At 71.0% G+C, this 19,530-nt stretch carries 14 protein-coding genes and 2 tRNA genes; 15 read left to right on the top strand and 1 reads right to left on the bottom strand.

Annotation, left to right across the window (positions count from 1 at the left end; translation table 11 throughout):
* The first annotated feature begins 6 nt into the window (after positions 1 to 6).
* The 13 genes from ACZ60T_RS22145 to holA all read left to right on the top strand — a co-directional run bounded on the left by ACZ60T_RS22145 (position 7) and on the right by holA (position 14,347).
* Positions 7 to 1,761, top strand: a complete 1,755-nt coding sequence (locus tag ACZ60T_RS22145) for an LCP family protein (protein WP_469667420.1) — start codon at positions 7 to 9, stop codon at positions 1,759 to 1,761.
* Between the two features lie 127 nt (positions 1,762 to 1,888).
* Entirely contained in the window at positions 1,889 to 2,335 is a 447-nt protein-coding gene (gene rsfS / locus ACZ60T_RS22140) for a ribosome silencing factor (protein ID WP_252421586.1), read from the top strand.
* Positions 2,332 to 3,012, top strand: a complete 681-nt coding sequence (locus tag ACZ60T_RS22135) for a histidine phosphatase family protein (RefSeq protein ID WP_469667419.1) — start codon at positions 2,332 to 2,334, stop codon at positions 3,010 to 3,012. The genes rsfS and ACZ60T_RS22135 overlap by 4 nt, the downstream gene beginning before the upstream one ends.
* A gap of 96 nt (positions 3,013 to 3,108) precedes the next feature.
* Positions 3,109 to 3,181, top strand: a tRNA-Ala gene (locus ACZ60T_RS22130).
* A gap of 425 nt (positions 3,182 to 3,606) precedes the next feature.
* Entirely contained in the window at positions 3,607 to 3,840 is a 234-nt protein-coding gene (locus ACZ60T_RS22125) for a hypothetical protein (RefSeq protein ID WP_028813478.1), read from the top strand.
* Between the two features lie 161 nt (positions 3,841 to 4,001).
* Positions 4,002 to 4,074: transfer RNA gene (locus ACZ60T_RS22120), tRNA-Ala, on the top strand.
* Between the two features lie 298 nt (positions 4,075 to 4,372).
* The gene (gene leuS, locus ACZ60T_RS22115) at positions 4,373 to 7,258 is read left to right on the top strand and encodes a leucine--tRNA ligase (protein ID WP_469667418.1); all 2,886 of its coding nucleotides are present in this window, start codon (positions 4,373 to 4,375) and stop codon (positions 7,256 to 7,258) included.
* Positions 7,259 to 7,450: 192 nt separating this feature from the next.
* Complete coding sequence (locus ACZ60T_RS22110; RefSeq protein ID WP_469667417.1) at positions 7,451 to 8,218, top strand: hypothetical protein; 768 nt, start codon at positions 7,451 to 7,453, stop codon at positions 8,216 to 8,218.
* A 72-nt stretch (positions 8,219 to 8,290) separates the two neighbouring features.
* Positions 8,291 to 9,136: a DegV family protein gene (locus tag ACZ60T_RS22105; protein WP_365619264.1), complete on the top strand. Its 846-nt coding sequence runs from the start codon at positions 8,291 to 8,293 to the stop codon at positions 9,134 to 9,136.
* A gap of 83 nt (positions 9,137 to 9,219) precedes the next feature.
* Positions 9,220 to 10,242 (top strand): ComEA family DNA-binding protein, encoded by a 1,023-nt coding sequence (locus tag ACZ60T_RS22100; protein WP_469667416.1) that lies wholly within the window; start codon positions 9,220 to 9,222, stop codon positions 10,240 to 10,242.
* A gap of 38 nt (positions 10,243 to 10,280) precedes the next feature.
* Positions 10,281 to 12,890, top strand: a complete 2,610-nt coding sequence (locus ACZ60T_RS22095) for a ComEC/Rec2 family competence protein (RefSeq protein WP_469667415.1) — start codon at positions 10,281 to 10,283, stop codon at positions 12,888 to 12,890.
* Positions 12,891 to 12,944: 54 nt separating this feature from the next.
* The gene (locus tag ACZ60T_RS22090; protein WP_365619272.1) at positions 12,945 to 13,190 is read left to right on the top strand and encodes a hypothetical protein; all 246 of its coding nucleotides are present in this window, start codon (positions 12,945 to 12,947) and stop codon (positions 13,188 to 13,190) included.
* A 164-nt stretch (positions 13,191 to 13,354) separates the two neighbouring features.
* Positions 13,355 to 14,347: a DNA polymerase III subunit delta gene (holA, locus tag ACZ60T_RS22085; RefSeq protein ID WP_469667414.1), complete on the top strand. Its 993-nt coding sequence runs from the start codon at positions 13,355 to 13,357 to the stop codon at positions 14,345 to 14,347.
* 644 nt (positions 14,348 to 14,991) lie between these two features.
* On the opposite strand, the gene rpsT is transcribed toward holA, so the two are convergent.
* Positions 14,992 to 15,258, bottom strand: a complete 267-nt coding sequence (gene rpsT / locus ACZ60T_RS22080) for a 30S ribosomal protein S20 (protein ID WP_365619274.1) — start codon at positions 15,256 to 15,258, stop codon at positions 14,992 to 14,994.
* Between the two features lie 232 nt (positions 15,259 to 15,490).
* Between rpsT and lepA the strand changes: the two genes are divergently transcribed.
* Together lepA and ACZ60T_RS22070 are read left to right on the top strand one after the other, a co-directional pair.
* Positions 15,491 to 17,359 carry a translation elongation factor 4 gene (gene lepA, locus ACZ60T_RS22075; protein ID WP_469667413.1) on the top strand — a complete coding sequence of 623 codons (1,869 nt, stop codon included), beginning with the start codon at positions 15,491 to 15,493 and terminating at the stop codon, positions 17,357 to 17,359.
* A 281-nt stretch (positions 17,360 to 17,640) separates the two neighbouring features.
* Entirely contained in the window at positions 17,641 to 19,515 is a 1,875-nt protein-coding gene (locus ACZ60T_RS22070) for an AMP-dependent synthetase/ligase (RefSeq protein ID WP_469667412.1), read from the top strand.
* Positions 19,516 to 19,530: the final 15 nt, after the last annotated feature.

Genomic DNA, 19,530 nt, shown 5'->3' with positions numbered 1-19,530 from the left:
GCACCGGTGAACGACCCATACGACGGATACGCGGGCGGCGACCAGTACGAGCTCGTCGGTTATGACGAGTTCGGGCAGCCTGTGTACCGACAGGTGCCCGCGCGGCAGAGTCCGCAGGGCTACGACCCCTACGGCAACCCACAGCACCAGCAGCAGCACCAGCAGCAGCACCAGCAACAGCCCCAGCAGGGCTACGGATACGACCCGTACGCGGCCAACTCCCCGCAGCCCGCGGCCCCTTCGTACGACCCCTACCCCTCGTACGGCACCCCCGCCCCCGGCGGCTACGACCCCTACGGCCAGGCCGCAACCAGCGGTCAGCAGCCGCGTGTTGCCGAACAGGCCCCGTATATCCCGCAGCAGGCGGGCCCGGTGGAGAGCGGACCGGGACAGACCGGCTACGCCGACCCCGCGCCCGACTTCGCGGACTTCGCCGACAACGGCCCGTCCGGCGCGGCAGGGACGGGCGCCGAGAAGGACCCGCACGGCGAACGCGACTACCGCACCGAGCAGTTCGCCTTCATCGAGGAACCCGACGGCGACTCCGAAGACGTCATCGACTGGATGAAGTTCACGGAGAACCGCACCGAGCGCCGCGAGGAGGCCCGGCGCCGCGCCCGCAGCCGGATCGTCGCCCTGGTCGTCGTCCTCGCCCTGGTGGCCGTCGGCGGCGTCGGCTACCTCTGGTACGCGGGCAAGCTGCCCGGCACCTCGTCCGGCGGCGCGTCGGGCACCCCGGCCGCGACCGCCCAGAACCGCGACGTGATCGTCGTCCATCTGCACAACACCAAGGGCGGCGGCACCTCCACCGCGCTGCTCGTCAACAACACCACCACCCAGCAGGGCGCCACCGTCCTGCTGCCCAACTCCCTTGCCCTGACCAGCGACGACGGCGCCCCGACCACACTCGCCAAGTCCGTCGCCGACGACGGCTCCGCCGGTACCGGCGACTCCATCGACGCCGTCCTCGGCACCAAGGTCGAGGGAACCTGGCGGCTGGACACCCCGTTCCTGAACAACCTCGTCGAACTCGTCGGCAACGTCATCGTCACCACCGACACCGACGTCCCCGACCCCGGCGCCAAGAAGGGCGGCGCGCCCCTGGTGCACAAGGGCTCGCAGCAGACGCTCAGCGGCAAGATGGCCGTCGCGTACGCCACCTACAAGGCCCCCGGCGAGGCCCAGGACGCCCAGCTCAAGCGGTTCGGCCAGGTCATGCAGGGCATCCTGCGCAAGGTGTCCTCCGACCCGCAGGCGGCCACGGTCACCGTGCAGACGCTCGCCCAGATCCTCGACCCGCCGCTGACCGAGAAGGACCTCGGCACCTTCCTCGCCAAGCTCGCGGACCACGCCAAGCAGGGCGACTACAAGACCGAGCTGCTGCCGGTCCAGGCCGACGGCACCGTCGGCCGGGAAGCCACCGACACTGTGGTCAAGGACCTGCTCGGCGGCACCGTGAAGAGCCCCCAGGCGGGCGACGCCGTCCGGGTCGGCATCACCAACGCCACCGGCTCCAAGGCCGCCACCGGGAAGGCCCGCGTCGTCCTGGTCAACGGCGGCTACGCCTTCGTGGACGCAGGCAGCGGCACCACCCAGGCCACGTCCGAGATCACCTACGCCGACGACGGCGACAAGGAGAACGCGGTCGAGGTCGCCAAGACCCTGGGCCTGCCCACCGGGTCCGTGAAGAAGGGCAAGGTCACCTCGAACGCCACCGTCTCCGTCGTCCTCGGCCAGGACTACAAGCCGTCGGCGTCGTGAACGAGCCGTCATGACATGGGCCACACCCCGGTACGCCGGGGTGTGGCCGCCCCCAATGGCATGGGGAGCCGTCGGCGGTCCGTGAGACCCTGGTGATATCAGTGACCATCCGACGGAAAGCCTTGTAGTGACCGCCACGGACCGCTCTCTCGAGCTCATCACCACCGCCGCGCAGGCGGCCGCCGACAAGCTCGCGCACGACATCGTCGCCTACGACGTCAGCGATGTGCTCTCGATCACGGACGCCTTCCTGCTCGCGTCCGCCCCCAACGACCGCCAGGTCAAGTCCATCGTCGACGAGATCGAGGAGCGACTGAACAAGGAACTCGGCGCCAAGCCGGTGCGCCGGGAGGGCGACCGCGAGGCCCGCTGGGTGCTGCTGGACTACGTCGACATCGTGGTGCACGTCCAGCACAGCGAGGAGCGCGTCTTCTACGCCCTGGAGCGGCTGTGGAAGGACTGCCCCGAGCTGGACCTGCCCGCCGACGCCAAGGCCACGCGCGGCAAGGCCGCCGAGTACGCCGAGCTGCGGGCCGCCGAGGAGGCCGCGGAGCTGGGCGGGGACCTTCGGTGACGCCTCCGGGCGCCGACGCCGGGAAGGGCGCCGGCGCCGGGACGACGGGCCGCCGTCTCATCCTGTGGCGCCACGGTCAGACCGCGTGGAACGTGGAGCGCCGCTTCCAGGGCTCCACGGACATCGCGCTGACCGAGACCGGTATCGGTCAGGCCCGGCGCGCCGCCCGGCTGCTCGCCTCCCTCAAGCCGGACGCCATCGTGGCCTCCGACCTGGGGCGCGCCGCCGCCACGGCCGCCGAGCTGGCCGCGCTCACCGGCCTGGAGGTCACCCATGACAAGGGCCTGCGCGAGACGTACGCGGGCACCTGGCAGGGGCTGACCCATGAGGAGATCCTCGCCCGCCACGGCGAGCAGTACGCCGCCTGGAAGCGCGGCGAGCCCGTCCGCCGCGGCGGCGGCGAGCTGGAGACCGAGGTCGCCGACCGCGCCGCCCCCGTGGTGCTGCGGCACGCCGAGAAGCTCCCCGGCGGCGGCACCCTCGTGGTGGTCAGCCACGGCGGAACGATCCGCACCACCATCGGCCGTCTGCTCGGCCTGGAGGCGCGCCACTGGGAAAGCCTCGGCGGCCTCTCCAACTGCTGCTGGTCCGTCCTCGGCGAAGGCGCCCGCGGCTGGCGCCTGCTGGAGCACAACGCCGGCACACTGCCGGTACCGGTCCTCGGCGACGACGACTGACGCCTCCTCACCCGGCGCCAGGACCCGGATTTCACTTTCCGGCGGGTCGCAGGCTAAAGTTCTTCTTGTTCGCCCCGCCGAGCGGGAAGAACGCAAGGGGCTATAGCTCAGTTGGTAGAGCGCCTGCATGGCATGCAGGAGGTCAGGAGTTCAATTCTCCTTAGCTCCACAGATAGATACGAAAGATCCCGTCCCCATCAGGGGGCGGGATCTTTCGTATCTCTGCTCTCCGCTCTCTGCTTGATCTCCCGGTCCGCCCGTTCCGTCAGGCAACGCGCTCTCTCCGTACGCCACTTGGGTCCCAGGGGCGTATTCCGTCTCCGGCGCGCCCCTCAATGCGCTTACGCGCTGGTCGCGACGGTCGAGCCGAAGCGCCGTGTCCGGACTGGTACCAAGGCGTCGCTGACCGTATCGGCCGTGCCGTGGCAGAATCAACGGCCGGAAGGGGGCGCGGCCCGACGGGAGGGAGTGGCGATGCGTGCTAGCACCCGCGGGGAGGTTCGCGATCTTCCCGCAGTGGCGGTGACACATCGCAACACCGCCCTCCTCGACTGCCTTTCCCGCACGGTCTACGGCCACAGCGGGAGCTGATCGATGGGTGCCCACAGGCGGAAGTGCGACTGGTGCGGCAGCGGCACGCCGATCGTGCGGGACATGGAGCCGGTCAACGCCGACTACCAGTACTGGTGCGAGGAGTGCGCACGGGCGCTGATCATAAAGGGGGACCCGATCGAGACGTATCGGGAACTGGAGGGCGAGCCGATCTACGGTCGGCTCCTCGACGAGCACTGCACGCTCAAACGCTTCTACTCGTTCGCGACGGCCTGACGCGAGGGCCGGTCCGGACGATGTGTTCGGGCGGTCTGCGTGGGCGGTCCGCTCGGACGGTCCAGGCCGCGGTCCGATCGGGTGCCGGGAAACCGATTTGGTGTTTCACCTGGTGGACCGTGTAATGTTGGCGTCGCCGCCGGGGAAACCGGGCGACACGAGGGGCTATAGCTCAGTTGGTAGAGCGCCTGCATGGCATGCAGGAGGTCAGGAGTTCAATTCTCCTTAGCTCCACAGAAGTTGAGGGCGGTCCATCCGATCGGATGGACCGCCTTCGGCATATCCGAGGTCGGTGCGCGGAGTCTCCGTAGCGGGCCGCCGCCGCTCCCGTCGCGGCACACACGAGCGCTGCGGTACCCTGACGCCATGCGTGCCGTACGCCTTCTGCTTAGCGAGCCGCGCTGATCAGTCCCGACCACCGGGCGAGGCCCAGAGTCGGAATCAGCGCGGCGTCCCCTCCTGTGCGAGGGGATTTTTCGTTTCTTGAATGTCACAGCCGCTGGCAGAGACGATCGATGGAGCTTTGAGGATCATGAGCGAGACGAACCCCGCTGCCGCCGCTGCCGTGTCGGCGGAGGCAGCACCGCACCGCTACACGGCCGCCATGGCGGCCGAGGTCGAGGCACGCTGGCAGGACTTCTGGGACGCCGAGGGGACGTACGAGGCGCCGAACCCGGTTGGGGGTCTGGCCGGTGACGCCGAGGCGGTCGCCCGCCCCAAGAAGTTCATCATGGACATGTTCCCGTACCCCTCGGGTGCGGGACTGCACGTCGGTCACCCCCTGGGCTACATCGCCACCGATGTCTTCGCCCGCTTCCAGCGCATGACCGGCCACAACGTCCTGCACACCCTCGGCTTCGACGCCTTCGGCCTGCCCGCCGAGCAGTACGCCGTGCAGACCGGCACGCACCCGCGTGTGTCCACCGAGGCCAACATCGAGAACATGAAGTCCCAGCTCCGCCGGCTGGGCCTGGGCCACGACAAGCGCCGGTCGTTCGCGACGATCGAACCGGACTACTACCGCTGGACCCAGTGGATCTTCCTCCAGATCTTCAACTCCTGGTACGACGACGAGGCGAAGAAGGCCCGCCCGATCTCCGAGCTGATCGCGCAGTTCGAGAGCGGCGAGCGCGCCGTACCCGGTGACCACGGGCGCGCGTGGAACGAGCTGAACGCCACCGAGCGCTCCGACGTCCTCGGCGAGTACCGCCTGGCGTACGCCTCCGACGCGCCCGTCAACTGGTGTCCCGGTCTGGGCACCGTCCTGGCGAACGAGGAGGTCACCGCCGACGGCCGCTCCGAGCGCGGGAACTACCCGGTCTTCAAGTCCAGGCTGCGCCAGTGGAACATGCGGATCACCGCGTACGCCGACCGCCTGCTGGCGGACCTGGAGGGGCTGGACTGGCCCGAGGCCATCAAGCTCCAGCAGCGCAACTGGATCGGCCGCTCCGAGGGCGCCCGCGTCGACTTCCCGATCGACGGCGAGGCGATCACGGTCTTCACCACGCGCCCGGACACCCTGTTCGGCGCGACCTACATGGTGCTGGCCCCCGAGCACCCGCTGGTCGACAAGTTCACCCCCGAGGCCTGGCCCGAGGGCGCGCACGAGGTGTGGACCGGCGGTCACGCGACGCCCGCCGAGGCCGTCGCCGCGTACCGCGCCCAGGCCGCCTCGAAGTCCGACGTCGAGCGGCAGGCCGAGGCCAAGGACAAGACCGGCGTCTTCACGGGCGCGTACGCCCTGAACCCGGTCACCGGCGAGCGGATCCCGGTCTTCATCGCCGACTACGTCCTGATGGGCTACGGCACCGGCGCGATCATGGCCGTCCCGGCCCACGACAGCCGCGACTTCGCCTTCGCGCGCGCCTTCGAGCTGCCGGTCCGCTGTGTGGTCGAGCCGACCGACGGCCGGGGCACGGACGCGTCGACGTGGGACGACGCCTTCGACTCGTACGACGCGAAGATCGTGAACTCGCACGGCGAGGACGTCTCGCTGGACGGCCTGGGCGTCGTCGAGGCCAAGGCGCGCGTCACCGAGTGGCTGGAGCGCAAGGGCATCGGCCAGGGCACCGTCAACTTCCGCCTGCGCGACTGGCTGTTCAGCCGCCAGCGCTACTGGGGCGAGCCCTTCCCGATCGTCTACGACGAGGACGGCATCGCCCACGCGCTGCCCGAGTCGATGCTGCCCCTGGAGCTGCCGGAGGTCGAGGACTACTCCCCGCGCACCTTCGACCCGGACGACGCCGACACCCGGCCCGAGACGCCGCTGTCGCGCAACGACGCGTGGGTCAACGTCACCCTGGACCTGGGCGACGGACCGAAGAAGTACCGCCGCGAGACCAACACCATGCCCAACTGGGCGGGTTCGTGCTGGTACGAGCTGCGCTACCTGGACCCGCACAACAGCGACAAGCTGGTCGACCCGGAGATCGAGCGCTACTGGATGGGCCCGCGCGAGGGCATGCCGCACGGCGGTGTCGACCTCTACGTCGGCGGCGCCGAGCACGCCGTGCTGCACCTGCTGTACGCGCGCTTCTGGTCCAAGGTCCTGTTCGACCTGGGCCACATCTCGTCGCCCGAGCCGTTCCACAAGCTGTTCAACCAGGGCATGATCCAGGCCTACGTCTACCGCGACAGCCGTGGCATCGCGGTGCCCGCCGCCGAGGTGGAGGAGCGCGACGGCGCCTTCTACTACCAGGGCGAGAAGGTCAGCCGGCTGCTGGGCAAGATGGGCAAGTCGCTGAAGAACGCGGTCACTCCGGACGAGATCTGCGCCGAGTACGGGGCGGACACGCTGCGGCTGTACGAGATGGCGATGGGCCCGCTGGACGTGTCGCGGCCGTGGGACACACGCGCGGTGGTGGGCCAGTTCCGGCTGCTCCAGCGGCTGTGGCGCAACATCGTCGACGAGAAGACCGGTGAGGTCACCGTCACCGACGCCGAGCCCGGCGAGGAGACGCTGCGCGCCCTGCACAAGGCGATCGACGGCGTGCGTCAGGACCTGGAGGGCCTGCGCTTCAACACCGCCATCGCCAAGATCACCGAGCTGAACAACCACCTGACGAAGGCGGGCGGCGCTCTCCCGCGTTCCGTCGCCGAGCCCCTGGTGCTGCTGATCGCGCCGCTGGCCCCGCACATCGCCGAGGAGCTGTGGCGCAGGCTGGGCCACACCGACTCGGTTGTCCACCGGGACTTCCCGGTCGCCGACCCGGCATACGTCGTCGACGAGGCCGTGACCTGCGTGGTCCAGATCAAGGGCAAGGTCAAGGCGCGTCTGGAGGTGTCGCCCGCCATCTCCGCGCAGGAGCTGGAGAAGGTGGCGCTGGCGGACGAGAAGGTCGTCGCCGCGCTGGACGGCGCCGGGATCCGCAAGGTGATCGTGCGCGCGCCGAAGCTGGTGAACATCGTCACCACGTAGATCACCCCTCTCACCTGGGCGTTCTCGCCCGGGTGAGCGGTGCGTAGACCATACGTCGGCAACGCGTCGACGCACGTCGGGGTAGTCCCCTACGGGCAGGTTCGGGGTTCGGACGGAACCCAGGGCCTGCCCGTTGCGTTTACGGTGGAGGAGCGGCACCAGCAGCCGCGTGCCGGCCGGAGGAGGAGCGCCGTGGAAGCTGTCTTGACCGTCGTCGCCCTCGTGTTCGTGCTGTGTGTCGTGCTCGGGGTCTATGCGACGGTGAAGGCGGTCGGCGCGGCCAAACGCGGCGTGGACCGCACGATCGCGCAGGCCCGCCGCAAGGTCGAGGACACCACGCTGCGCGCCAAGACCTTTGCCCAGCCCGGTCCGTCGGGCGAGCTGGCCCAGCTCCGGCTGACGCTGCGGACGACCATGCGCGCCACGCAGGACGCGCTGCACGCGGGCGTCACGGAGGACGAGTCGCTGAAGGAGTCGCTGGACCTCTTCAAGCGCCTGAGCGCGCACGGGTTCGAACTGGACGCCGATCTCAAGAGACTTGAGACCGAACCGGACCAGGGCGTGATCGCCTCCCGGCTGCCCGGACTGCGCGAGCGCGCCGAGCGGATCACGGGATCGGCCAACTCGCTGCGCTGGGCGGCCCATGACCGGGCCCGCCGGTTCGCGGAGGACGACCTGGACACGTTGAGCGCGCAGATCGACGTGGAGGCGGGCGCGCTGCGCCACTGGGTCAAGGAGTCGCCGACGACGTCCGAGCGGTCCTGGCCCCGGACACCCGAGGCGGCTGCCGGTGGTTCGGGTGCCGGTGCCGGTGCCGGTGCCGATGTCGGCCGGGCCCGGCCCGGGACGACGTCCGAGGCCCGTACGTCGAAGGACTCGGCCCGGCCCGCTCTCACCCCGCCGGCACAGCGGCCCGCGCACCCCTGGCAGCGGAAGGCGCATCCCGAGAGCACGTCATGATGGTGGAAAGGGACTGCCCGGCCGGTGGGGCCGGGCTGCCACCTGCTCGTTCCGGCAGGTAACCTCCAGCACATGTCCCGCCATGTCGCGATCGTCACCGATTCAACGGCCTACCTGCCGCCGCGGACGATGGAGCGCCACGGCATCACCGCGGTGCCGTTGACCGTGGTCCTCGGCGACCAGGCGCTCGAAGAGGGCACCGAGGTCTCCGCCCGCTCCCTGGCCCAGGCCCTGCAGAAGCGACGACCCGTCACCACCTCACGGCCCAGCCCCGAACTGTTCGCCGAGACCTACCGCGCGCTCGCCGAGTCGGGCGCGAGCGACATCGTCTCACTGCATCTGTCCTCCGAGCTCTCGGGCACCTACGACGCCGCGGTGCTGGCCGGGCGGGAGGCCCCGGTGCCGGTGCGGGTGATCGACACGGGGATGGTCGCGATGGCCCTCGGCTTCTGCGCGCTGGCCGCCGCGGAGACCGCGGAGGCGGGCGGCACCGCGGACGAGGCGGTGGCGGTGGCGGAGAAGCGGGCCGAGGGCACCTCCGCGTACTTCTACGTCGACACCCTCGACTATCTGCGGCGGGGCGGCCGGATCGGTGCCGCGCAGGCGCTGCTGGGCTCGGCGCTCGCCGTGAAGCCGCTGCTGCGGCTGGACAGCGGCCGTATCGAGTTGCTGGAGAAGGTGCGTACGGCGTCGCGGGCGATCGCTCGCCTGGAGGAGCTGGTGGCCGAGCGCGCGGGCGGCGCGACGGTCGACATCGCGGTCCATCATCTCGCCGCCCCCGAACGGGCGTCGGCGCTCGCGGACCGCCTGCGGGCCCGGGTACCGGGGCTGGTCGACCTGCATGTGAGCGAGGTCGGCGCGGTGATCGGGGCGCATACGGGGCCCGGGTTGCTGGGAGCTGTGGTCTCGCCCAGGTGATGGAGTTATCCACAACTGGGCAGTAATCCACCGGAATTGAACAAGATCATCGCGAAGTCGGTGATGTGCCGCATGCTCGGCGCATGGCACTTCGATCACGCACCCACGTCTCCACCGCCGCACTCACGAGCGGCCCCGGCCGCGCACCCGGCTCCGACGGGCGTGCACGCCACCGGTTGCGGCATGCGCGAGGCCGCGCCCGGCGGCATGAACGGGCCCCGACCGCCGACGCCCTGCGCCTGCGCGCGGAGGCACTCTTCGTACAAGGGGTGAAGGAGCGGCGGGAGTCGGGCCATGGGCCGCCGATCGCGGTGGGCGGCGCTGTCCCGGTGCCCGGGGCGGCGGGTGCGGCCTGGGAAGAACGGGTCGGGCCCGCCGTGCGGGAGCGGTTGCCGCTGTGGCTCCAGGCGAGGTGCGGGCTGGAGCGCAAGAGCGTGGTGGCGCTGAGCGCGCTGCTCGTGCTCGCCGCCGTCCTTGCCGTGCAGCACTTCTGGGCCGGGCGGACCGAGCAGGTACGGGCACCTGAGGAGGTGCGCGCGGCGGCACCGCACGAGGTGCGGGAAGCCGGGCGGAGGGCAGAGCCGGGTGATGCGACGGGGGCGCGATCGCAGGCCGGGAGCGGTGTGGTGGCGGGTGGCGCGGGGGTGGGAGGCGCGGGGGTGGGAGGCGCGGCAGCGGGCGGTGCGGTGGTCGTGGACGTCACCGGCAAGGTGGGCAAGCCAGGCCTGCTCACCCTCCCGGCCGGATCCAGGGTCGCGGACGCCCTGCTGGCCGCGGGCGGCGTGCGTCCGGGCACCGACACCACCGGCCTCAACCGCGCCCGCCTGCTGGTGGACGGCGAGCAGATCGTGGTCGGCGGCCCCGCTCCCGCGCCGGGCCCCGCGAGTCCGGTCGTGGGTGGCGCCGCTCCCGCCGGTCCGGTGTCGCTCAGCACGGCGACCGTGGAGCAACTCAACGCGTTGTTGGGCGTGGGCCCCGTCCTGGCCCAGCACATCGTCGACTACCGCACCCAGCACGGCGGATTCCGCTCGGTCGACGATCTCCGCTCGGTCAACGGCATCGGCGAACGCCGCTTCGCCGATCTGCGGAATCTCGTACGGCCATGAGGGGGCCGGATACGACGGTGAGCGGGCTGGATACGGCCATGAGGGGGCGGGATACGACCGTGAGGGGGCCGGAGGCGAGTGGCACGGGCGTGCCGCAGGCTCCGCCTCGGGACGGGCGCACTTCGCGGACCACTGGCCCCGCCGCCACCCTGGGCGATCCGCACCCCCGGCAGGACCGCCCGACGGATCTGCGACTGGTGCCGCCCGCGCTCGCGGCCTGGGCGACGGCGGCCTGGGCGCTGGACGCCCCGCCCGAGTGGGTCACCGGCGTGGTCCTCGTCTGCCTCGCGGTGGCGGGCGGGTTGCTGGTGGTGCGGCGGCAGCGGAGGCGTGGTGACGCCGGGACAGGCCGTCGGTCCGGAGGCGCCTGGCCGAAGGTGTCCGTCGCGGCCGTGCTGCTCTGTGTCGCCGCGGCCGGTGCTTCCGCCGGGCTGCACGGCGCGGACCTGCGACGGGGACCCGTCCCGGCGCTCGCGCGTCAGTACGCCGAGGTGACGGCGGAGATCGAGGTCACCGCCGATCCGCGGTTCACCCGGCCCAGAGTCAAGGGCGACCATATGACGCCGGTCGCCGTACTGCTCGACGGAGAGATCCGGCGCCTGCGGAAGCCGGACGGCACGGTGACGAAGACCCGGGCACCGGTCCTGGTGATCGCCGACGTGAACGGCGGGACGGGGACGAGCGGTTCGGCGGAGACCGTGAACAAGGCCGGGTCCAGGCCTTGGTCGGCGCTGCTGCCCTCCACGCGGGTGCGGGTGAGCGCGCGGCTGGCACCTCCACTGGCCGGAAGCGATCGCGTCGCCGCCGTGGTCCGGGTGCGGGGCGCGGGCCCGCCCGAGGTGGTGGAGGAGCCGAGCGGCGCGCAGCGCTGGGCGGGACGGCTGCGCGCCGGGCTGCGGGAGGCGACGGAAGGGCTCGCCCCCGATCCGCGGGCGCTGCTGCCGGGGCTGGTCGTCGGGGACACCGCACGGGTCACGCCCGAGCTGGACGAGGCCTTCAAGGAGACCGACCTCGCGCATCTGCTGGCCGTCAGCGGGGGCAACTTCACTGTTCTGCTGGCCCTGTTCATCGGCCCCGCGCAGTTGGCACAGCGCGCCGAGCGCCGTGGGCTCGCGCCGCGGCTCGGCATTCCGTTGCGCAGGACGGCGCTGCTCGGTGGTGGGCTCACGCTCGGGTTCGTCGTCGTGTGCCGACCGGAGCCGAGCGTGCTGCGGGCCGCGGCCTGCGGAGCGATCGCCCTGCTGGCGCTCGCGACCGGGCGCCGCAGAACCCTGCTTCCCGCACTGGCGGCGGCGGTTCTGCTGCTGGTGCTCTATGACCCCTGGCTGGCCCGCGGTTACGGCTTCCTGCTCTCCGTGCTGGCGACCGGAGCCCTGCTCACCGTCGCCCCCCGTTGGAGTGCGGCGCTGCGACGGCGCCGGGTGCCGCCGCGTCTGGCCGAGGCACTGGCCGCCGCGTCTGCCGCGCAGGCGCTGTGCGCCCCGGTCATCGCGGTGCTGTCGGCGCGGGTGAGCCTGGTCGCGGTGCCGTGCAACCTGCTCGCGGAGTTCGCGGTGGTACCCGCGACGGTGCTGGGCTTCGCCGCCCTCGCGACCGCGCTGTTGGTGATGCCGCTCGCCAAGGTGCTGGCCTGGGGCGCGAGTTGGCCGGTGGCGTGGATCGCCGGTATCGCGCGCACGGGGGCGTCGCTGCCGGGCGGGGGAGTGGACTGGCCGGGCGGTTGGCCGGGGGCGCTGCTGCTCGCCGCGATGACGGGGCTCGTCGTGCTGGTCGGGCGGCGGCTGCTTCGGCACCCCTGGGCGGCCGGTGCCTGTGCCCTGGCGTTACTGCTCGTGGTGGTGCAGCCGCCGCCCCTGCCCCGGGTGCTCACGGGGTGGCCGCCGCCGGGCTGGAGGTTCGCCATGTGCGATGTGGGTCAAGGGGACGCGACCGTGCTCGCGGCGGGCGACGGCACGGCGGTGGTCGTGGACGCGGGACCCGATCCGGCCCTGGTCGACCGCTGTCTGACCCGGCTCGACGTCACCCGCGTCCCGTTGCTCGTGCTGACCCACTTCCACGCCGACCATGTGGCGGGCGTGGCGGGGGTGTTGCGCGGGCGCTCGGTGGGCGCGATCGAGACGACCGGGCTGTCGGAACCGGCGGACCAGGCCGCGGCCGTGCGGGCACAGGCCGCCGCCCGGCGCATTCCGGTGCTGCGCGCCGTGGCCGGGGAGCACCGGCGCACCGGGGCGCTGGACTGGCGGGTGCTGTGGCCGCCACCGGAACCGGCCCTGCCCCCGGAGGGTCCGAACGACGCGAGCGTCACCCTGCTCGTACGGTCGGCGGGGCTCACCCTGTTGTTGCTCGGGGACCTCGAACCGGACGCCCAGCAGGAGCTGTTGAGGTCACCGGCCGGTGCCGGGCTGGGGCCCGTGGACGTGCTCAAGGTCGCGCATCACGGGTCGGCGTACCAGGATCCGCAGCTCATACGGACCGTGGCGCCACGGCTCGCGCTCGTGTCGGTCGGCCGGGACAACCCGTACGGGCATCCGGCACCGAGCACGCTCGCGGCGCTGCGGGACACGGGCGCGCTGGTGCTGCGTACGGACCAGGACGGGGCGATCGCCGTCGTCGGGGAGGGCCGGAGGCTGGCCGTGGCGAGGGGCTGAGGCCAAGGGCTGACCTGTGTCTTCGCCGCCGGGGGCGTGCCGGAGAATGGCCCCGTGAGCGATGTGAGACATGTGCTGGTGCTGCCCGACCGCGATGCCGCGGAAGAGGCGTCGGAGGCGCTCGGGGAGCGGTTCGGCCTGGACGAGGAGCCGCGGATCGTGCGCGATGCCCTGGCCGGTGAGGACGATGCCGAGGACGCGCAGTGGCTGGTGGTGCTGGACGACGAGGACGGGCTGCTGGACGCGGAGTCGCTGGACGCGTTCGCGGGGGAGTGGGACGGCTGGCGCGAGGAGCCGTGAGCCGGGGGTTCGCCGGGGTGCGGCCGTGTGCGGCGGGGTGCGCTGGGGTGCGGCCGTGCGTGGCGGGGGCGAAGGGCTGTGGAGCGCGGGGCGCTGCTGGGGTCGGGGTGTGAGGGGTGGGCGCGAGGGCCGGGCTGTCAGTGGGGCGTGGGATGCTGTCGGTGATGGCCAAGAAGACCGCGCATGACGACCCCCTCGCCCCTGTCACCCTGGCCGTGGGCCAGGAGGACCTGCTGCTCGACCGTGCCGTGCGGGAGGTGGTGGCCGCCGCCAGGGCCGCCGACGCCGACACGGACGTACGGGACCTGACCTCGGACCAGTTGCAGCCCGGCACGCTCGCGGAGCTGACCAGTCCGTCGCTCTTCGCCGAGCGCAAGGTCGTGGTCGTACGCAACGCACAGGACCTGTCGGCGGACACGATCAAGGAACTCAAGGGGTACTTCGGCTCGCCCGCCGAGGAGATCACGCTGGTGCTGCTGCACGCGGGCGGCGCCAGGGGCAAGGGGTTGCTCGACGCCGCGCGCAAGGCGGGTGCGCGGGAGGTGGCCTGCCCCAAGATGACGAAGCCGGCCGACCGGCTGGCCTTCGTCCGGGGCGAGTTCCGTACGCACGGGCGGTCGGCGACGCCCGAGGCCTGCCAGGCGCTGGTCGACTCGATCGGCAGTGATCTGCGGGAGCTGGCGTCCGCGGTGTCCCAGCTTGTCGCGGACATCGAGGGCACCATCGACGAGGCGGTGGTCGGGCGGTACTACACGGGCCGGGCCGAGGCGTCGAGCTTCACGGTCGCCGACCGGGCGGTCGAGGGCCGGGCGGCGGAGGCGCTGGAGGCGCTCAGGTGGTCGCTGGCCACGGGCGTGGCGCCGGTGATGATCACAAGCGCCCTCGCGCAGGGCGTGCGGGCCATCGGGAAGCTGTCCTCCGCGCGCGGCGGCCGTCCCGCGGACCTTGCCCGTGAGCTGGGGATGCCGCCGTGGAAGATCGACCGGGTGCGCCAGCAGATGCGGGGCTGGACCCCGGACGGCGTGGCGATCGCCCTGCGAGCGGTGGCCGAGGCCGACGCGGGCGTCAAGGGCGGCGGAGACGACCCGGAGTACGCCCTGGAGAAGGCCGTCGTGACCATCGCACGAGCAGCAGCACGCTCCAGAGGCCGGGCGTAACACCACGGGGTCGCACCCCGAACCTCACGTCTGCAGTCCGCCGGGCCTCGGCGCGCGGGACCGCTCGGACGCCAGGCCCCTGCCGTGCTGGGCGCCTCGTGCCCCGGCCCCAGCCGAACCTCTTGCGAGCCAGCGGGCCCTCATGGGCTGCGGGCCCCTTGTGAGCCGGGCCCTTTGGGCGTCGGATCTCGTCCGAGCCGGGCCCCTTGCGAGCCAGCGTGCCCTTATGGGCTGCGGGCCTCCGTGAGCCGGGCCCTTTGGGGTCGGGTCTCGTCCGAGCCAGATCTCTTCCGTGCCGGACCTCTTGCGAGGCAGCGGGCCCTCATGGACAGCGGGCCCTGTGAGCCGGGCGCTTTGGATGCCGGATCTCTCCGAGCCGGACCTCTTGTCAGCCGGATCCCCTGCACGCCAGGCCCCAGATCCAGCGCAGCCGCGCCCCCACAATCCAAAGCCCTCGCATGCCAAAGGGCCCCCACACGCCAAAGACCCCCCGTCCGTCCTGGGGAGGACGGGTCGAGGGGTCTTCGGGTCAAGCTTGTGGGTTCATACCCGCGTGGCGAACGCAGGCCGCGTACGAACCCGGGGTGCCGAGGGGAGCGGATGAGAGAGGGCCCGCTCGATTCCCTCCGGCGTCAAATCAAGTGTCAGCCCTTGAGGGCCGCGACCTTGGTGGCCAGCGCCGACTTCTTGTTGGCGGCCTGGTTCTTGTGGATGACGCCCTTCGAGACAGCCTTGTCGAGCTGACGCGCGGCGACGCGCTGGAGCTCGGTGGCCTTCTGGACGTCACCCGCGGCAGCGGCCTCGCGAGCCTTGCGGATCGCGGTCTTGAGCGAGGACTTGACGGCCTTGTTGCGCAGGCGCGCCTTCTCGTTCGTCTTGTTCCGCTTGATCTGGGACTTGATGTTCGCCACGAATGAGCCTTTACAGGTTCAGGCACGGGGGACGGACCGTCTCCCGTGCCGGTGATTTCTTCAGACCGTGCCTCGCGCTGAGAGGGCAAGAGACACAGTGGCCCAGGCTACCAGTCGCCTTTCGGGCCGCCCAAACCGGTCGCAGCCTCTCGCGCGTGGGACCATGGAGGCTACGTATAGATCCGACCCGAGACCGCAGACACTGCGGACGCCTCAAGAATCAGGACCCTGCGTGCCCGCGATCCCCAGCCATGTGCCCGAGCCGAGCCGTACCGACCCGGCGATGATCCGCAACTTCTGCATCATCGCGCACATCGACCACGGCAAGTCCACGCTCGCCGACCGGATGCTCCAGTTGACCGGCGTCGTCGACCAGCGGCAGATGCGCGCTCAGTACCTCGACCGCATGGACATCGAGCGTGAGCGCGGCATCACGATCAAGTCCCAGGCGGTGCGTCTGCCCTGGGCCCCGACCCACGATCCGGGCAGGACGCACATCCTCAACATGATCGACACCCCGGGACACGTCGACTTCACGTACGAGGTCTCGCGTTCGCTCGCCGCCTGCGAGGGAACCGTCCTCCTCGTCGACGCCGCCCAGGGCATCGAGGCCCAGACCCTCGCCAACCTCTACCTGGCGATGGAGAACGACCTCACGATCATCCCGGTCCTCAACAAGATCGACCTGCCGGCGGCCCAGCCGGAGAAGTTCGCCGAGGAACTCGCCAACCTGGTGGGCTGCGAGCCGGACGACGTGCTCAAGGTGTCGGCCAAGACCGGCCTGGGCGTCGAGGCGCTGCTCGACAAGGTCGTCGACCAGATCCCGGCCCCCGTCGGCGTCGCGGACGCGCCCGCCCGCGCGATGATCTTCGACTCGGTGTACGACTCCTACCGCGGCGTGGTCACGTACGTCCGTGTGGTCGACGGACAGCTCAACAAGCGCGAGCGCATCAGGATGATGTCCACCGGCGCCACCCATGAGCTGCTGGAGATCGGCGTCAGCTCGCCCGAGATGCGTCCGGCCGACGGCCTCGGCGTCGGCGAGGTGGGCTACCTCATCACCGGCGTGAAGGACGTCCGCCAGTCCAAGGTCGGTGACACGATCACCAGCCAGCACAAGGGCGCCGAGGAGCCCCTCGGCGGATACAAGGACCCGAAGCCGATGGTCTTCTCCGGTCTGTATCCGCTCGACGGCTCCGACTACCCCGACCTGCGCGAGGCCCTCGACAAGCTCCAGCTCAACGACGCCGCGCTCGTCTACGAGCCGGAGACCTCCGCCGCCCTCGGCTTCGGCTTCCGCGTCGGCTTCCTCGGCCTGCTGCATCTCGACGTGATCCGCGAGCGGCTGGAGCGCGAGTTCGGGCTCGACCTGATCGCCACCGCGCCCAACGTGGTCTACCGCGTGATCATGGAGGACGGCGAGGAGATCACGGTCACGAACCCGAGCGAGTTCCCCGAGGGGAAGATCGACGAGGTGTACGAGCCGGTCGTGCGTGCCACGATCCTCGCGCCCACCGAGTTCATCGGCGCGATCATGGAGCTGTGCCAGACCCGCCGCGGCACCCTCCTCGGCATGGACTACCTCTCCGAGGACCGCGTCGAGATCCGCTACACCCTCCCGCTCGCCGAGATCGTCTTCGACTTCTTCGACCAGCTCAAGTCCAAGACGCGCGGCTATGCCTCCCTCGACTACGAGCCCACCGGAGAGCAGTCCTCCAGCCTGGTCAAGGTGGACATCCTGCTGCACGGCGACAAGGTCGACGCCTTCTCGGCGATCACCCACAAGGACCAGGCGTACGCGTACGGCGTGCGGCTCGTCGCCAAGCTGAAGGAACTCATCCCGCGGCAGAACTTCGAGGTGCCGGTGCAGGCCGCCATCGGCTCCCGGGTGATCGCCCGCGAGACCATCCGCGCCATCCGCAAGGACGTCCTCGCCAAGTGCTACGGCGGTGACATCTCCCGTAAGCGGAAGCTGCTGGAGAAGCAGAAGGAAGGCAAGAAGCGGATGAAGATGGTGGGTTCCGTGGAGGTCCCGCAGGAGGCCTTCATCGCCGTGCTCTCCAGCGACGACAGCGGCGGATCGAGCAAGGCCAAGAAGTAGGCATAGGGCAAGACCGGGCAATCCGTCCGGAACGGGGGTCCGTCGTGCGAAAGCGCGGCGGGCCCCGTTGCATGGAACGAGCACCTCTGGGCGAAGCCAGGGCCTGCCGCCCCTTACGTACCGGCCGGTCGGCCTCTACTCTGATCCGTGCTCCAGAGTTACTCGCGAGTTAAGAACTGCTTGCGAACGCACTACAGCCGAAACGCGGTACAGCCGAACTGAGCCGCCGTACCAAGCCGAACTGAGCCGCCGTACCACCGTCGCGGGCCCCGGAGGATGTCGTGAGCGACACACAGACCTTGATCGAGAACCGTCCGCCGTCCGTCGCGGCCCTCTTCCTGGAGCGTGTGGCGGCCACGCCGGATGCCGAGGCCTACCGCTACCCCGTACCGCCCGCCTCCGGCCAGGGCCCGGACGACTGGAAGTCGCTGAGCTGGGCGCAGGCCGCCGAGCGGGTCTACGCGATCGCGGCCGGACTGATCGAGCTGGGGGTGCGGCCCGAGCAGCGGGTGGCGCTGGCCTCCTCGACGCGCGTGGAGTGGATCCTCGCCGACCTCGGCATCCTGTGCGCCGGTGCGGCCACGACGACGGTCTATCCGCAGACCAACGCCGACGAATCCGCGTTCATCCTCGCCGACTCCGAGAGCAAGGTGCTGATCGCGGAGAACGCCGGGCAGCTCGCCAAGGCGGAGGAGAAGCGCGAGGAGCTGCCCGAGCTGACCCATGTCGTGGTGATCGACCCCAAGGGCGTCGAGACCGACGACCGGGTGCTCACCCTCGCGGGGCTGGAGAAGCGCGGCGCCGCGTATCTGGCGTCGCACCCCGAGCTGATCAAGGAGCGGGTCGGCGCGATCACCAGCGACCAGCTCGCCACCCTGATCTACACCTCCGGCACGACCGGCCGCCCCAAGGGCGTGCGCCTGCCGCACGACAACTGGTCGTACATGGCCAAGGCGATCGCCGCGACCGGGCTGCTCACCGCCGAGGACGTGCAGTATCTGTGGCTGCCGCTCGCGCATGTCTTCGGCAAGGTCCTCACCTCCGGCCAGATCGAGCTGGGGCATGTCACCGCCGTCGACGGCCGCGTCGACAGGATCATCGAGAATCTGCCGGTCGTTCAGCCGACGTACATGGCGGCCGTGCCGCGCATCTTCGAGAAGGTCTACAACGGGGTCGCGGCCAAGGCGCGGGCCGGTGGCGCCGCCAAGTACAAGATCTTCCAGTGGGCGGCCGAGGTCGCGCGCGAGTACGCCAAGGTCACCCAGGACACCTTCCGCCGCACCGGGGCCCATGCGGCGCCCTTCGGTCTCGCCGCCAAGCACAGGGTCGCGGACGCGCTCGTCTTCGCCAAGATCCGCGAGGCGTTCGGCGGCAACCTGCGCGCCTGTATCTCCGGCTCCGCCGCCCTCGCGCCCGAGATCGGCTACTTCTTCGCCGGTGCCGGTATCCACATCCTGGAGGGGTACGGCCTCACGGAGTCCTCCGCCGCCTCCTTCGTGAACCCCGGCGAGGCCTACCGCACCGGCACGGTCGGCAAGCCGCTGCCCGGCACCGAGGTGCGTATCGCGGACGACGGCGAGATCCTGCTGCGCGGCCCCGGCATCATGCAGGGCTACCACGGGCTGCCGGAGAAGACCGCCGAAGTACTGGAGTCCGACGGCTGGTTCCACACCGGCGACATCGGCGAGTTGTCCCCCGACGGGTATCTGCGCATCACCGACCGCAAGAAGGACCTCATCAAGACGTCCGGCGGCAAGTACATCTCGCCCGCCGAGGTCGAGGGTCAGTTCAAGGCGGTGTGTCCGTACGTCTCCAACATCCTGGTGCACGGCGCCGACCGGAACTTCTGCACCGCGCTGATCGCCCTCGACGAGCCGGCCCTTCTGGAGTGGGCGCGGGAGAACGGCCTGGAGGGCAGGTCCTACGCGGACGTCGTCGCCGCGCCCGCCACGGTGGAGATGGTCGGAGGCTACGTCGAGCAGCTCAACCAAGGTCTCCAACGCTGGCAGACCATCAAGAAGTTCCGCCTCCTGCCGCGCGACCTCGACGTGGAGCACGGCGAGGTCACCCCGAGCCTGAAGCTGAAGCGGCCCGTGGTGGAACGCGAGTACAAGCACCTGATCGACGAGATGTACGCGGGCACCCGCGAGGGATGAGCCGCACGGTGTGAC

Source organism: Streptomyces sp. NPDC104371 (assembly GCF_055583785.1).
Note: the sequence above shows the minus strand (reverse complement) of the source record. Positions and strands in the feature narration are given on the sequence as shown.